This window comes from Microbacterium nanhaiense (genome assembly GCF_014646015.1).
Classification (GTDB): domain Bacteria; phylum Actinomycetota; class Actinomycetes; order Actinomycetales; family Microbacteriaceae; genus Microbacterium; species Microbacterium nanhaiense.
Window position 1 is genome coordinate 105,654 of the sequence record NZ_BMMQ01000007.1, and the last position, 14,937, is coordinate 120,590.

At 69.7% G+C, this 14,937-nt stretch carries 14 protein-coding genes; 3 read left to right on the forward strand and 11 right to left on the reverse strand.

Translation table 11 applies throughout. The features are described from left to right. Positions 1-32 precede the first annotated feature (32 nt). Positions 33-1,349, reverse strand: a complete 1,317-nt coding sequence (locus IEX05_RS11590) for an ABC transporter substrate-binding protein (RefSeq protein ID WP_188702037.1) — start codon at positions 1,347-1,349, stop codon at positions 33-35. A gap of 172 nt (positions 1,350-1,521) precedes the next feature. Between IEX05_RS11590 and IEX05_RS11595 the strand changes: the two genes are divergently transcribed. Continuing rightward, complete coding sequence (locus tag IEX05_RS11595) at positions 1,522-2,259, forward strand: alpha/beta fold hydrolase (protein ID WP_188702039.1); 738 nt, start codon at positions 1,522-1,524, stop codon at positions 2,257-2,259. A 29-nt stretch (positions 2,260-2,288) separates the two neighbouring features. Here IEX05_RS11595 and IEX05_RS11600 read toward each other — a convergent pair whose 3' ends face one another. From IEX05_RS11600 to IEX05_RS11640, 9 genes are read right to left on the reverse strand one after another with little or no spacing between them, the layout of a single operon-like run. Then, positions 2,289-3,323 carry a zinc-binding dehydrogenase gene (locus IEX05_RS11600; RefSeq protein WP_188702040.1) on the reverse strand — a complete coding sequence of 345 codons (1,035 nt, stop codon included), beginning with the start codon at positions 3,321-3,323 and terminating at the stop codon, positions 2,289-2,291. Continuing rightward, positions 3,323-4,090 (reverse strand): glucose 1-dehydrogenase, encoded by a 768-nt coding sequence (locus tag IEX05_RS11605; protein WP_188702041.1) that lies wholly within the window; start codon positions 4,088-4,090, stop codon positions 3,323-3,325. Before IEX05_RS11605 ends, IEX05_RS11600 begins: the two co-directional genes overlap by 1 nt. Positions 4,091-4,127: 37 nt before the next feature. Further along, positions 4,128-5,177 carry a D-2-hydroxyacid dehydrogenase gene (locus IEX05_RS11610; protein ID WP_188702042.1) on the reverse strand — a complete coding sequence of 350 codons (1,050 nt, stop codon included), beginning with the start codon at positions 5,175-5,177 and terminating at the stop codon, positions 4,128-4,130. Beyond that, positions 5,174-6,394, reverse strand: coding sequence for an aspartate transaminase (locus IEX05_RS11615; RefSeq protein WP_188702043.1), 1,221 nt, complete (start codon positions 6,392-6,394; stop codon positions 5,174-5,176). Before IEX05_RS11615 ends, IEX05_RS11610 begins: the two co-directional genes overlap by 4 nt. Then, on the reverse strand, positions 6,394-7,080 hold the full coding sequence (locus IEX05_RS11620) for a 4-carboxy-4-hydroxy-2-oxoadipate aldolase/oxaloacetate decarboxylase (RefSeq protein ID WP_188702044.1): 687 nt from the start codon (positions 7,078-7,080) through the stop codon (positions 6,394-6,396). Before IEX05_RS11620 ends, IEX05_RS11615 begins: the two co-directional genes overlap by 1 nt. A gap of 11 nt (positions 7,081-7,091) precedes the next feature. Further along, positions 7,092-7,853: an SDR family oxidoreductase gene (locus IEX05_RS11625; RefSeq protein WP_188702045.1), complete on the reverse strand. Its 762-nt coding sequence runs from the start codon at positions 7,851-7,853 to the stop codon at positions 7,092-7,094. Next, positions 7,850-8,845: a 5-oxoprolinase subunit C family protein gene (locus tag IEX05_RS11630; RefSeq protein WP_188702047.1), complete on the reverse strand. Its 996-nt coding sequence runs from the start codon at positions 8,843-8,845 to the stop codon at positions 7,850-7,852. The genes IEX05_RS11625 and IEX05_RS11630 overlap by 4 nt, the downstream gene beginning before the upstream one ends. Then, positions 8,842-9,552 (reverse strand): 5-oxoprolinase subunit B family protein, encoded by a 711-nt coding sequence (locus IEX05_RS11635; RefSeq protein WP_188702048.1) that lies wholly within the window; start codon positions 9,550-9,552, stop codon positions 8,842-8,844. The genes IEX05_RS11630 and IEX05_RS11635 overlap by 4 nt, the downstream gene beginning before the upstream one ends. 8 nt (positions 9,553-9,560) lie before the next feature. Continuing rightward, positions 9,561-10,331, reverse strand: coding sequence for a LamB/YcsF family protein (locus IEX05_RS11640; RefSeq protein ID WP_188702050.1), 771 nt, complete (start codon positions 10,329-10,331; stop codon positions 9,561-9,563). Between the two features lie 196 nt (positions 10,332-10,527). Here IEX05_RS11640 and IEX05_RS11645 point away from each other — a divergent pair, with 196 nt between their 5' ends. Next, positions 10,528-11,538, forward strand: coding sequence for a LacI family DNA-binding transcriptional regulator (locus tag IEX05_RS11645; protein WP_188702052.1), 1,011 nt, complete (start codon positions 10,528-10,530; stop codon positions 11,536-11,538). A 154-nt stretch (positions 11,539-11,692) separates the two neighbouring features. Here the strand turns inward: IEX05_RS11645 and IEX05_RS11650 are convergent, their stop codons facing one another. Next, on the reverse strand, positions 11,693-13,051 hold the full coding sequence (locus IEX05_RS11650; RefSeq protein WP_188702054.1) for an MFS transporter: 1,359 nt from the start codon (positions 13,049-13,051) through the stop codon (positions 11,693-11,695). 280 nt (positions 13,052-13,331) lie between these two features. On the opposite strand from IEX05_RS11650, the gene IEX05_RS11655 reads away from it, so the two are divergent. After that, positions 13,332-14,918 carry a CotH kinase family protein gene (locus tag IEX05_RS11655; RefSeq protein WP_188702062.1) on the forward strand — a complete coding sequence of 529 codons (1,587 nt, stop codon included), beginning with the start codon at positions 13,332-13,334 and terminating at the stop codon, positions 14,916-14,918. Positions 14,919-14,937 lie beyond the last annotated feature (19 nt).

Consider the following 14,937-nt stretch of genomic DNA (forward strand, 5'->3'; position numbering starts at 1 on the left):
GGTGCGGGCGCCGGAGCGCCCGCACGGAGAGGTCAGCCCGCCTGCGCGAGGGCGTCGGCGGCCTGTGTCATGAAGTTCTTCGCGGCGTCCTCGGGCGAGGTGCGACCGAAGGTGACCTCGGTGGTGATGGTCGCGAGCAGGTCGGACACGACGCTCGCGCCGGCCGGCTCGAGGTAGAGCGGGTCGTTCTCTTCGGCGCTGAGATCGGCGACGTACTCGACGAACTGCTGGTCGGCCGAGCCGAGCGTCTCACCGAGCTCCTTCGCGACCTCGGTGTTGATGGGCACACCGAGGAACGCCTCGCGGCCCACGTAGGAGTCGATGTCGTTGGTGAGGAAGTCGATCAGCGACGCCGCCTCCTCGGGGTGCGCGGATCCGGCCGCCGCGGCCCAGACGAGCACGGGCGTCACCGACATGCCGGGCCGTTCGCCCTCGGTCTCGCCGGGCAGGCGGACGAGAACGGCCTTGCCGTCCAGCACCTCATCGTAGGACGAGAGCTGGTTCGCGGGGACCATTGTGGCGGCGATCTTGCCCGAGCCGAGCGGCGACTGCTCCGCGGAGAACGCGCCGGTGTCGTCGGCCAGCTCCGCCGGCGCGAACACGCCGCTCTCGTTGTAGTCGACGACCTTCTCGAACCACGCCTGCATGGTCTTCTCGGAGACGGCGAGTTCACCGTCCTGCGTGTAGAGGTCTTCGCCCTGCTGACGCGCGAACGTCGTCACGATGGGCGGCCACCCCATGTTCAGCATGGATCCGTATACCTCGCCGCCCGACGCCTCGGTGATCGAGCGCGACCACTCGGCGAAGTCGTCCCACGTCCACGTCTTGTCGTCGGGCATCGCGATTCCGTACTCGTCGAGGATCGCCGTGTTGACCGCGATCCCGACCGCGCCGGCGCCCGTCGGGACCGCATAGGTGTTGCCGTTCACGCGGTTCGCCTCGAGGAGGCTCTGATCCATGGCATCGAAGTCGATCTGCTCGGCGTAGTCGTCGAGATTCAGCAGCGCATCGCGCGCCGTGTACTCGCCGAGGTTCCGACCCACGAGGAACATGACGTCCGGCGGGCTGCCGGCCGCGTACTTGGTGTTGAGCTTGTCGAAGTAGCTGCCGACGTCGGAGTACTCGAGGTTCACGGTGACCCCGGGGTTCTTCTCTTCGAAGACGTCGAAGGCGGCCTCGTAGTTCGCGGCCTCCTCGGCGTTGGCCCACGCCATGACGGTGAGCGTGACCTCGCCGTCGGCGTCGGTCCCGCCGCTTCCGGCGGGGTTGACGGCGCAGCCCGTGATCGCGGTCGCGGCGAGGGCGACCGACGACACCGCTGCGATGCGGATCGTGGTGGTGGTCTTCATTGACGTGTCCTGTCTTCTGGCGCTATTGCCAACCGTAAGTAACCGGTTACTCGCTAACCGTGCGCTCATCGTAACCCCAGCCGGGATCCGAGCGGAAGTGCTTTCGCCAAATTCGAGTAACCGGTTACTCTTTGATCACGAACACGGCGATAACGACCACGGAGAGGTGCGCATGAGCGACGGGATCCCCTTCAGCGGCGACGCGAGGCTGCGCTGGATCGAGCTACCCGGCGAGGGTGCTCCGGTGCTCTTCCTGCACGGGCTCGGATGCCACGGGGCCGCGAGCTGGGCGGACGCGGCCATCAGGCTCGGCCGCCGCGCGGTGATCCTCGACATGCCGGGGCACGGCCGCTCCGATGCGCCCGCGGGATTCGGCTACACCCTCCCGGAACTCGCCGACGCCGTGGCGGCCGCGATCGACGGCATCGGCGGCCCCCTCGACGTCGTCGGGCACAGCCTCGGCGGATCCGTCACCGTGGCGCTCGCACACCGACATCCGGATCTCGTGCACCGGGCGGTGCTCGTCGAACCTGCGATCCATATCTACCCGAGCGCACCGGGCGATATCGCCTCCACGCCGGAGGACACGCTCGCCTCCGGCGGCTGGCGGGAGCTGCTCTCGCGCGAGGTGCCGTGGCGCCGGGCCGAGGTGAAGCTGACGGATCCCGTCGCGCTCGTGCGGTGCGCGCGCGCCCTCGGCGACGAGCACGCGGCCCGGCTGCACGAACAGCTCTCGACCATGCCGGTGCCGACGACTCTCGTGCGCGGGGACCTCCGCGAATACGCCGCCCTCCACGAGATCACGGGCGGCGGCGTGCGCGATGTCCGGGTGACGAACGCCCAGCACTTCGTGATGAACGACCAGCCGGAGGCCTTCGCCGAAATCGTGCGGGAGGCGCTCGCGGGTTGAGGGGGTGAACACCCGTTCACCCCCTCACGTCACGCTTCCCGGAACTGCAGCAGCACCTTGCTCGACACGGTCGGGTCGGCGGCGAGCGCGAACGCCTCCGCGGCGGCCTCCCACGAGCGGACGTGGCTGATCGCCGCGTCGATGCGCAGATCTCCGTCCGCGAGCGCGCGGATCACCTCGTCGATCTCGTCGTTGAATCGGAACGAGCCGCGCAGATCCAGTTCGCGCGCGATCGCGAACGAGATCTGCACGGGTTGCGCGCCGCTCGGCAGAAGGCCGACCATCGCGACGGTCCCGCCCCGAGCGGCGCCGCGGATCGCGGTGTCGAGCCCGCGATGACTTCCCGACGATTCCACGACGACGTCCGCATCTATCGCAAGAATCTCCGCATCGCCGGGCTGCTTGAGCACGGCATCGGCGCCGAGCTCGCGCGCGACCTCGAGCGGGCGATCGTGCAGATCGACCGCCGTGATGTGCGTCGCGCCACGGGCCTTGAGGACGGCGACCGCGAGCAGCCCGATCGGGCCGCAGCCGACGACGAGAGCCGAGCGCCCGGTCACGTCTCCGATCCGCGAAACCGCGTGCCATGCGACGCCGGCGGGCTCGACGAGCGCCGCCTCGCGCCAGCCCACCGCATCCGGCAGCGCGCGTAGCATTCTCGTCGGCAGCGCGACGCGATGGGCGAATGCGCCGTCGCGGTGCGGGAAGCGGGCCGCGGATCCCAGATAGCCGCCGCCGCCGATATTGGGGCGGTCTGCGGGATGCCGCACGTACTCCGCGGCTGGTGTTGCCGGGTGAACCGCAACGCGCGCCCCCATGGCGGGTCCGCTGCCGTCGGCCGCCGCACGACCGACGATGCCGACGATTTCGTGGCCGAGCACCATGGGCGCACGCAGCAGCGATTCGCCCGCGGCCCCGTGCTGCCAGTAGTGCAGGTCGGAACCGCAGATGCCGCCGTAGACGATGTCGATGATGGCCTCGTCGGACGCGGGCCGCGGCTCCGCGATCGGGTCGATGCGCAGGTCACCGGCCGCGTGAATCACGATTGCATGAGGAGTCGTCATCAGACCACCGCCGTCATTCCGCCGTCGACGAACACGACCTGACCAGACACGAAGCTCGCCGCGGACGAGGCGAGCCAGACGACCGCTCCCCCGATGTCCTCGGGCTCGCCCCAGCGCCCGCTCGGCGTCCGGCCGAGCACCCACGCGTTGAACTCCTCGTCATCCACGAGTGCCTGCGTCAGTTCGGTTCGGATGTAGCCCGGCGCGACGCCGTTCACCCGCACGCCCTGGCCGGCCCATTCCGCGGTCATCGCGCGGGTGAGATTGCGCAGGCCGCCCTTCGCCGCGGTGTACGCGGCGATTGTGGGCCGGGCGAGCTCGGTCTGCACCGAGCAGATGTTCACGATCGCGCCATCGCCGCGCGCGATCATCTGCCGCGCAGCGGTGCGGCCGACGAGGAAGGCGCTCGTGAGGTTCGTGCGGAGCACCCGGTCCCAGTCCTCCACCGCCACGTCGAGCAGGGGCTCGCGATGCTGGACGCCGGCGTTGTTGACGAGAATGTCGAGCGGATCGACCGCCTCGATGTCGTCGATCCCGTCGACCACGGAGGCCTCATCGGTGACGTCGAAGGCGGCGGCGCTCACCGCAGCATCGCCGAACTCCTCCGCGAGGGCGGCCGCGGTGGCCTCCGCGCCCGCCGCGGCACGCCCGTGAATGATGACGTGCGCGCCCGCCTCGAGTAACGAGCGCGCGACCGCGAGCCCGATGCCGCGGCTGGATCCGGTGACCAGCGCGCGGCGACCGGTGAGGTCGAATGGATGTGTCATGGTGCGTCCCATCGTGTGTCCTGGAGGGGTCGTGCGTTCAGTAGAACTCGACGGTGTCGACGAGGTTCTCCATCGGTGCGCCGTCGAGCAGCATGCCCGCATTGCGCGCGAACAGCTCCGCGATGCGCCGTTCCTCGCCCGCCGTGAGAGCGGCCGTGTGCGGGCTCACGAGCACCCGCGGGTGCGCCCAGAGCGGGCTGTTCTCCGGGAGCGGTTCGACCTCGAACACGTCGAGGGCCGCGAAGCCCACGGTGCCGTCGTCGAGGGCCCCGAGGAGCGCCGCCTCATCGATCACCGTGCCGCGGCCGACGTTGACGACGGTCGCCCCGGGACGCATGCGCGCGAGGAAGCCGGTGTCGATCAGGTGGTGGGTCGCATCGGTTCCGGGCAGCGTCGTGACGACCGCGTCGACCTCGCCGAGCACCCCGGACAGCTCGCTCGGGTGCACCGTGCGGGACACCCCGGGTGCGCTCGCTCCCGAGCGGGAGGTGCCGACCACGCGCACCCCGAGCGCCGAGAGCTTCGCGGCCACCGCGCGGCCGATGCCGCCCAGCCCCAGAACGAGCACCGTCTGATCGGACAGCTGCGGCATCATCCACCGACCGCTCCACACCCGATCGCGCTGCTGCTCGAGTAGGCGCGGGAGGTGCTTCGCGCCCGCCAACACCCCGAAGACCGCGAACTCGGCGAGCGCGTCGCCGTGCACGCCGGCCGAGGTCGTGAAGGCGACGCGGTTCAGCTCCTCCGCGGTCAGTCCCGCGGCGCGCACCTGACCGCCACCTCCGGCCGCCATGGTGTGCACCCAGCGCAAGCGCGGGTTCGCGCGCACGGCGCGGGCGAGGGCAGCGGGATCGACATCGGGGATCCCGTAGAGCGCCTCGGCCGTGTCGATGGCCGCCTCGAAGGCGGCCTGCTGCTGCGCGCTGCGCGTGAACGCCGGATCCCCCGCGAAATCGGCGGGGTGGCGCATCGGCGGGAGGAGCCCCTGATCGACGACGAGATCGATGCGCGGTTCCCGTTCGACGATCAGCTCGGCCAGCTCGGGATCGAGCGGGGCCGCGACGACGACGCGCAGGCGGTCGCTCATCGCAGCGCCCCGACGGCGTCGGCGATGGCGTCGATCGCGGCGCGGATCGTCTCGAGATCTGTCGCGAACGAGATCCGGAAGAACGGCGACTGACCGTATGCCGATCCCTGGATGACCGCGACGCCCGCGCGGTCGAGGAGGTACAGGGTCACGTCCTGATCGTCCGCCAGGGTGTCTCCCTCCTCGGTGCGTCGGCCGATGAGCCCCGCGCAATCGACGTAGAGGTAGAAGGCGCCGTCCGGTACCAGCGGGTCGAGGCCTTCGATCGCCGAGATCCCGGCGACGGCCGCATCGCGGCGCTCGGCGTAGACCGGCACGGTCTCGGCGATGAAGTCCTGCGGTCCGCTCAGTGCCGCCGCAGCGGCGGCCTGGCTGATGGACGAGGGGCACGACGAGGTCTGGGACTGCAGCGTGTTGATCGCCCGGACGAGGGCCGGGTCGCCCGCGGCGTAGCCGAGGCGCCAGCCGGTCATCGCGTACGACTTCGACACGCCGGAGACGACGAGCACGCGATGGCGCAGGTCGGGGGCGACGGCCGCGAGGCTGAGCGCGGCGGATCCCGTGTAGGAGATCTCGCTGTAGATCTCGTCCGACAGCACCGAGACGCGCGGGTGTCGACGGAGCACCTCGGCGAGCGCACCGAGTTCCTCGGCCGTGTACACGGCGCCGCTCGGGTTTCCGGGGCTGTTCAGGATCACCCAGCTGGTGCGCTCGGTGATGGCCGCCTCGAGCGTGGCGGGCGTGAGCTTGTACCCCGTCTCGACGGAGGTCGGCACGATGACCGGGGTGCCCTCGTTGGCGCGCACCATGTCGGGGTAGGAGACCCAGTACGGGGCGGGAACGAGTACCTCGTCGCCCGCGTCGACCGTCGCCATCAGGGCGAGGAAGATGACCTGCTTTCCGCCGCCGCCTACGGTGATCTCGGCGTCGGAGTACTCGATGCCGTGGGTGCGGAGGAGGGATCCGCGGATCGCCTCGCGCAGCAGGGGCGTGCCGTTGACCGGGGTGTACTTGGTCTCGCCCGCTTCGATCGCGGCGATCGCCGCCCGCTTGATGTGATCCGGGGTGTCGAAGTCGGGCTCGCCGACCGTGAGGTCGAGGATCCGGCGGCCCTCGGCCTTCAGCTCGCGCACCCTCGCGGCCGCGGCCGTGCTGGGCGAGGGCTTGATGCGGCCGATGCGCTCCGCCGCGCGGAAGGACGAGCTCGCGGTGTCCATCACGCCGCCTCCTCGATGTCGGTCGTCAGGCCCTTGGCCTTGAGCACATCGACGAGGTTGCACAGGTCGATCGTCGTGCCGCCGGCCTTGTACTTCTCGATCAGCTCGGCCTCGTTGGCGTCGCGGGCGGCCGAGAGCTCGGCGACCTCGCGGGCCTCCTCGCGACGGACCACGACGATGCCATCGGCATCGCCCTTGACGATGTCGCCGGGGCGGATGAGCTCTCCGCCGAAGACGATGGGCTGGTTGAGCGCCCCGAGGGTCTCCTTGACGGTGCCCTTGATCGAGACGCTGCCGGAGAACACGGGCAGGCCCAGCTCGCGCAGTTCGCGGGTGTCGCGCACGCCGGCGTCGGTGACGAGGGCGGCGATGCCCTTGGCCTTGCACGCGTTGCCGAGCACATCGCCGAACATGCCGGCCTCGCTGAGCTCTCCGGCGGAGACGATGAGCACGTCTCCCGGCTGCGCGTAGTGGATGGCGACCTGCAGCATGAGATTGTCGCGCGGGGCGCAGACGACGGTGAAGGCGGATCCGACGAAGGAGCTCTCCGGATCGATGGGCTTGATGCGCGAGGCGACCGCGCCCCGGCGCCCCTGCGCCTCGTGGATGGTCGCCGCGGTGAACTCCCCGAGTCGCGCGACATCGGCGGCGTCCGCGCGCTCGATCTTGGTGGTGACGTGAACCATGATGGTGTTCCTTACTGTGCGGCCTGGTCGCGGCGGTCGAAGGTGAGCCCTCCGGGCACCTGGAAGGTGGGCATGAGCTCGATGAGCCCGACGTTGACGTGCGAGGGGGCGTCGACGGCGTACTCGATCGCGGCGACGACGTCGTCGACCGTCAGCGATTCGTAGCCCTCGAAGTAGGTGGCCCACGCCTCCGCCTCGGTCTCCGGCGTGCGACCGACATTGCGCGAGAAGATCTCGGTCTCGATCCGCCCCGGGCTGAGCTCGGTCACCCGCACGCGCTTGCCGAGCGCGTCGTTGCGCAACTGGCGCGAGAGCTGGTGAACGGCGGCCTTCGTGGCGTGGTATCCGGTGTGCCCGAAGAAGTTGTAGTGGCCTGCGATCGAGGAGATGTTGAGCACGTGGCCGCGATCGCGCTCGACCATTCCGGGGTAGAGCAGGCGCAGGATGTGCATGACGGCACCAAGGTTGACCTCGATGAGGTCGTCGATGTCGGCCTCCGTCGCGGTGAGGATGTTGCCCTGGCGACCGACGCCCGCGCTGTTAAGCACGATGTCCGCCTCCACCCCCTCGAGCGCCCGGGTGAGGGCGGCGGTATCGCGCACGTTGAGGGCGTGCGTGATCGCACCCTTCTCTGCCAGCGCGGCGAGACGCTCCTCGTCGCGGGCGATCGCGTGAACGGTCAGCCCCTTGTCGAGGAACAGGTCGACGGCGCCGCGGCCGACGCCGCTCGTGGCACCGGTGACGACGGCGACTCGGTAGTCGGAAAAGGTCATGAAAGGGTCCTTCCGGATGAAGTGGGCAGCGCGTCCAGCGCCGTGAAGACGGAGCGAACGCGGAGGCGAAGAGCATCGAGGGCGGCGCGCTCCGCGCGAGCGCGCTCGGTTGCCTGCGCTTCCGACACGCGTCGGAAGCGCAGGGTCTGGCCGGGGCGCGCCTGGGCCAGCACGTCGAGCGCGGTCGTCGTGACAACGGCGAGCACGGGATACCCCGCCGTCACCCCGCGGCCTCGATGCAGGACGAGAAGCTCGTTCCCGGGCGGAACCTCGACCGCGCCCACGGGCACGCCGCGCGAGAGGACCTCGCCCTGCACGCGGCGTTCGGGAAGGATCCCCGTCATCCGCAGGCCGATGTGGTTGCTCGTCGGCGATACCACATAGGGTTCCTCGTACAGGCGCCGGGCGGTGTCCGCGAAGTCGGCGATGTCGGGGCCGTCCGTCGCCTCGACGGTGGTCGTGTCCGGGCGCGCGGGGACGTTCAGCCGGTACAGCTCAGCGCCGAAGTTGGTGTTGAGGATCGGCGGCGTCGCGCGCGTGAGCGGGATCCGCTGACCCGCGAGGAGCCGTCCACCGAAGCCGAGCACCGAGTCGGGTGCGCAGCTGCCGAGCAGCCGCGGCACGTCGAAGGATCCGGCGACCGCGAGGTACGCGCGCAGGCCGCCCGTGATCTGCCGCACCTCGATCGTCTCACCGGCGCGCACCGAGACCGGCTGCTCGTTCGGGCGCTCGATGCCGCCGACGCGGAGGGTCGCAGCGGTGCCCGCCAGGGCGATCAGGATGTCACTGTCGGCGATGAACTCGGCGTCCAACGCCATGATCTCGAGGAGTGGCGCGCGGTCGTCGTTGCCGGCCAGGATGTTGGCGATCCTCGCCGAGCGCTGGTCGAGTGCGCCGCCCACGGGCACGCCGTATCGCGGCCCGCGGCTGCGGCCGAGGTCGGTGATCTGCGCCGATCCCGCCTCGACGACCGTGAGGAAGCCCGCGCTCATGAGGCCACCATCCTGGTGCCGAGCAGCGAGACGTACTCGTCGCGAGCGATGGGCCGGAACCGGATCAGGTCGCCGGGCTCGTACGGCACGAAGGGCTCGGCGTCGAGGTCGAGCACCACGAGAGGGGTGCGGCCGATCAGGGCCCAACCGCCGGGCGCGGCGGCCGGCGTGATCGTCGCCTGGCGCCCCGCGACCGACACCACGCCCTGCGGCACGCTCGCACGGGGGCTCGACAGCCGCGGAACCGGCAGCGGGAACGCGGGGCCGTCGAGCATGGGGGAGCCACCGGGCGCACCGAGGCACCGCACGACGTAGCTCGGCTCGCTGTGGAGGCGCACGATGTCTGCGGTGCTCAGCCCTTGCGCCTCGGCCACCATGCGGAGGTCGAGTTCGCCGTCGAGGTCGTAGAGCACCGGAACTTCGAAGAGGCGCGGCGTCTCGGTGAGCGGGCGGTCGGAATCCAGCCGGGCGATGACGCTCTCGAGGTACGAGCGCATGCGCTCGAGCGAGGACTCGACGGGGTCGATCTCGATGAGGGCGGCGTCGTAGGTGGGGATCACGCACTCGACGCCGGGCACCTGCGCGTCGTCGATGAATCGGGCCAGGTGGTGCACGAGCCGCCAGCCGGCCTCGCGATCCTCGAGCGCACTCGATACCCGCAGCGCGGCGTTTCCGCTCGCGGAGATGGTGGCGACGGGCGATGGCATCGGGGCGCTCACTGCAGCCAGTCGGCCAGCGGGGCGATCTCGACGCCCTCGGCCTCGAGTCCGGCGCGGATCTGCTTCGCGAGCGCAACCGCGCCCGCGGTGTCGCCGTGCACGAGCACCGTGTCGCAGGCGACGGGAATCTGCACGCCGCCCCTGCTCTCGATCACACCGTCGACGACCATCCGCACGGTGCGACGGCGGATCTCCTCGGCGTCGTGGATCACGGCGCCCGGTTCGGAGCGGCGCACGAGCGTCCCATCGTCCTCGTAGGCCCGATCGGCGATGCCGACGATGCCGACGCGCAGCCCCTGAGCGCGGGCGGCGTCGGCGAGCGCGCCGTCCTGCGCGAGCACAATCAACTCGGGATCGACCCTGCGCGCGGCCTCGGCGACGGCCGCCGCGTAGTCCTCGCGGACGGCGACGAGGTTGCCCAGGCGGCCGTGCGGGGCGAGGTGCGTGACGGCGGATCCGTGGTACGCGGCGACCGCCTGGAGGGCGCCGAGCTGATAGAGCACGTCGGTGCGCACCTCCTCGGCCGTCAGGCCCATGTCGCGACGCCCGAAGCCCTGCCGGTCGGGAAAGGACGGGTGAGCGCCGATGCCGACGCCGCGCGCGATGCACTCGCGCACGGTCTGGTCCATGATCTGCGGGTCACCCGCATGAAAACCGCAGGCGATGTTCGCCGAGCTGAGCACATCGAGCAGTGCGGAGTCGTCGCCCATCCGCCACGGTCCGAATCCCTCGCCGAGATCCGCAACGAGATCGATCTTCCGGCCCATGTCCGCCTCCGCTCTGAGTGCTTCTGCTGTCGAAATCAGCGTAGGTCGATGGCATTCGACGGTGCATATGTTCTGCCAACTCTGTGCCAGATCGCGTGACAAAACGGCTTTATATCAAGCCTCGTGGGCGCTACGATGGCAAGATCTGTGCAGGATTACGTGCGCCCGAGGGCGGCAGACACGAAGGAGGACGGGGATGGCCATTCCGGAACGCAGGGTGCAGCGTCGCGTGACGCTGACGGAGATCGCCGAGGCGTGCGGCATCGCACCGTCGACCGTGTCGCGCGCATTTTCGAACCCGAACCGGGTCAGCCCCGCGATGTATCAGCGCATCACGAGCAAGGCGCAGGAGATGGGTTACTCCTCCGCGCTCCTCCCCGCGCGCGACGATCGGCTCGCGCGCGGCACGATCGCCCTCATCCTCCCCAACCTCACCAACCCGTTCAACCTCGACGTCATCCGCGGGGCGCAGGCGCAGATACGCGCCGCAAGCTATCTGCACCTCGTGGTGAGCACCGAGGAGTCGCTCGCAATGGAGGAGCAGTGGCTGCGGGAGATGGCCCGCACGGTGGACGGCATCGTCGTCTCCTCACCGCGCGTCGACGACGACACGCTACGTTCCGTTAGCCAGACCGTGCCGACCGTCGTGATCAACCGCGAAGCGCCGGGACTGTCCGGCGTCGTGATCGACACCCCGGAGGGCCTCGCCCAGTCGCTGCACTACCTGCACTCCCTCGGCCACCGGCGGGTCGCGTACGTGCACGGCCCGCACGGATCCTGGACCGACAGGGCGCGCTTCGACGCCCTCTCGGAGGCCGCGTCCGCGCACGACGTGGAACTCATTCCCGTCGGACGGTATCAGCCGACACTCGCGAACGGCGCCGCGGCCGCCGACGCCGTGGCGTTGACGCACGCCACCGCCTGCGTGTTCTTCAACGACGTCCTCGCGATCGGCGCGCTCGACCGCTTCCGCCAGCTCGGCATCTCCGTGCCCCAGGACCTGAGCGTGGTCGGGTGCGACGACATCTTCGGAACCTCGTTCTCGAGCCCGCCGCTGACGACCGTGACCTCGCCCGGCGAAACCGCCGCCCGAGCCGCGGTCGACATGCTCATCGGTCGGTTCTCGACGCGCGATCGCACGGATCGCATCGACCACATCTCCGCGCACCTCACCGTCCGGGCATCGACGGCGCCGGTCGCGGGCTGAGGCCCGGAGGGGTCCCTTCCGGCCGAGGGTTCCTCTCCCGGATCCGTTCAGAAGGAGATGAGCCCTATCTCAGGAGCAGATCATCATTCCGCTCCTGAGATAGGGCTCATCTCCTGACTTGCGGATCCCCGGGAGCACCCGCGCAATGGCTCTACTACGGCCGGGGCAGCACGATCGATGCCGTTACCGCGGCCTTCTCGCGATCGCTCTGCTGCAGGTCATCGATCTCGTCCATCGTGTGATCCTTCGTCTCCTTCGCCGTCATCGCCGCGAAGGCGGCGACCAGCATCAGCGCGATGGCGAGCATCGACGGACCGATCCAGCTCGTCAGCTCCGCACCCGCGAGGGCCGTCGAGGCGACGGGGCCGATGGCGCCGGCGATCGCGAAACCGATCTGCGTGCCGACCGCGAGGCCCGAGACCCGAACACGGTGCGGGAACATCTCGGCGAAGAACGACGGCCAGGCGGCGTTCGCGGTCGAGTAGAAGAGACCGTTGCACAGGATGCCGAGCGTGAAGATCAGCGCCCAGTTGCCCGTCGTGATCGACCAGAGGTAGGGGATCGTCGTCAGCCCCGCACCGATGACGCCGATGAGGAACACGGTGCGTCGCCCGAACTTGTCGGCGAGCAGGCCTGCGAGCGGCGTGTAGGCCAGCGCGAGAAGGCTCGCGAGCACGGGGACCCAGAGCATCGTCGGTCGGTCGAGGCCGTATCCGGTTGTCGCGAAGGCCACCGAGAAGGTGGCGAACAGGTAGCTGATGCCCGCGACGAGCGCACACGCCGCGACGCGGAGGATCGCGAGCCGGTGGAAGCGCAGCGTCTGCGTCATCGGCGCCATCTGAACCTTGATCGCCTGCGTCTCGATGAAGGTCGGCGTCTCTTCGAGCGTGCGGCGGATGATGTACGCCACCACGACAACGACCGCCGACAGCCAGAACGGCACGCGCCAACCCCAGCTGAACAGCTGATCCTGCGGGAGCGCGGCGAAGGGAATGAACACGGCCGTCGCGAGGAGACCACCGGCCGCCGATCCGCTCGTCGTGAAGCTCGTCGTGAAGGCGCGACGGTGCTCCGGCGCGTGCTCGAGGCTCATCGTGATGGCGCTCGCCTGCTCGCCGGAGACCGACAGGCCTTGGATGATGCGGATCACCACGAGCAGGATCGGCGCGATCACGCCGGCCTGATCGTAGGTCGGCAGGCAGCCGATGATGAACGTACAGATGCCGATGCCGAACAGCGTGAGCATCATGACGGCCTTGCGTCCGTAGCGGTCACCGATCGGTCCCAGGATGAATGCGCCGAGCGGACGGACCACGTAGCCGACGGCGAGCGTCGCCATGCTGAGCAGGACGCGGATGCCGGCGGGCAGATCCTCCGGGAAGAACAGTTCGTTGAGCACGAGCGCAGACGCCGTGCCGTAGACCGCGAAGTCGTAGTACTCCAGCGTCGTCCCGGCCCAGGAGGCGATAGCCGCCTTCGCGGGAGTCTTCCGTGGGGTTGCAACTGTCGTCATGGCGCCTCCATTGGCGGGGTCATCTGGCGGCCCGTGTGGGGGAGCGGGATGCCGCCGGCCGCCTGAATCGAAACTGTAAGAACGCGATGCCCGCTCCGGCAACTCGCGTGCCACTTCTGTGCCATCGGGCGTGCTCAATCACCAGGAAATTAGGGAAGTACACGGATACGCGTGAAGTTCTGTGCCATTGCGATTGCCAATTATCGCGTGTGCGCACAGTCATGAATGTTTCATAGCCTCCGGAAACGGCTCGATAAGGCGGGGCTGGTTCGCTTGCGTCATGAATCATTCCGCATCCTCACGACATCATCTCCTGCCCGCTGCCCGCGGGACGCGCGTCGCGGCGGTGACTGCCGGGCTCGCCGCCGTGGCGCTCGTCGCGGCGGGCTGCACCGGTGGCGACGAGCCCGCCAGCGCCACCGCCAACGAGGCGGCCTTCTTCCACGCGGACGCCGTGCACACGGTCGCCGTCGAATTCGACGAAGATGACTACCAGGCCATGCTCGACGCCTATGCCGAGTCCGAAGAAAAGGACTGGATCACCGCCACGGTGACGATCGACGGCACGACCTTCGAGAATGTCGGCCTGCGGCTCAAGGGCAACTCGAGCCTGCGCGGCCTCGGCGGCAACGAGGCCCGCCCGGGTGCACCGGGCGCCGGCGAAGAGGAGGACGGCGAGGCGCAGGCCGACGAGGAGCCGTCGCGGGACGAGGGCGACGGCGACGGATCCGCCGACGACCCGGCCTCGCTCCCCTGGCTCATCCGGCTCGACAAGTACGTCGACGGTCAGCAGTACGCGGGGCGCTCGGACTTCGTCGTGCGCGGGAACAACACCGAGTCCTCGCTCAACGAGGCCGTCGCCCTGCACGTCCTCGACGAGGCGGGGGTCGCGGCGGAGGACGCCGCCTACGTGCGGCTGAGCGTCAACGGCGGCGACGAGCGACTGCGGCTCGTGCTCGATGTGCCCGACGACGACGCGTGGAACGAGGACGCATTCGGCGGCACCGGCATTACCTATAAGGCCGACGCGTCGGGCGATTACTCCTACCGCGGCGACGACAGCGCCGAGTATCTCGACGTCTTCGACGTGAAGTTCGACGCCGAGGGCCTCTCGGAGGAGGAACAGTACGCGCCGCTCATCGACTTCCTCGACTTCATCAACAATTCGTCCGATGAGGAGTTCGCCGAGCAGCTGTCCGATTACCTCGACGTGGATTCCTTCGCGGACTACCTCGCGGTGCAGGATCTCGTCGCGAACTCCGACGACATCGACGGACCGGGCAACAACTCCTATCTCCACTACGATCCGGACACCGATCTCATGACGGTGGTCGCGTGGGACCAGAACCTCTCGTACGGCGGCCTCGGGGGTGGCGGCTTCGGGGCGCCCGGCGGCGACATGCCGCAGCGCGATGGCGAGGGCATGCCCGAGATGCCGGAGGGCGCCGAGTTCCCCGAGGGATTTGAACCGCCCGAGGGCATGGAGCTCCCCGAAGGCGCGGAGCTCCCCGACGACCTGCCTCAGGGCGGCCGCCCCGGCGGCATGATGGGCGGCGAAAACGTGCTCGCCATGCGCTTCCTCGAGAACGCCGACTTCGCGCAGCTCTACGACGACTCTCTCGCCGAGCACACGGAGGCGATCTACGACAGCGGATCCGCGCAGGAGTACCTCGACGGGCTCGTCGCGCTGCTCTCCGAGCAGGCCGACGACCTGATCGACGCCGACACACTCCAGAGCGAGGCCGACTCGATCTCGCAGACGATCGCGGGCGAAGCGACGGGCGCCGGATCCCCGACCGGCGGATCCCCCGACCCGGGAGCCACCGAGGCGCCCGCGGCCGAGGGCCCGGAGGCCGACGCGTCGTAACCCGTTCGGTGGCGCGGGG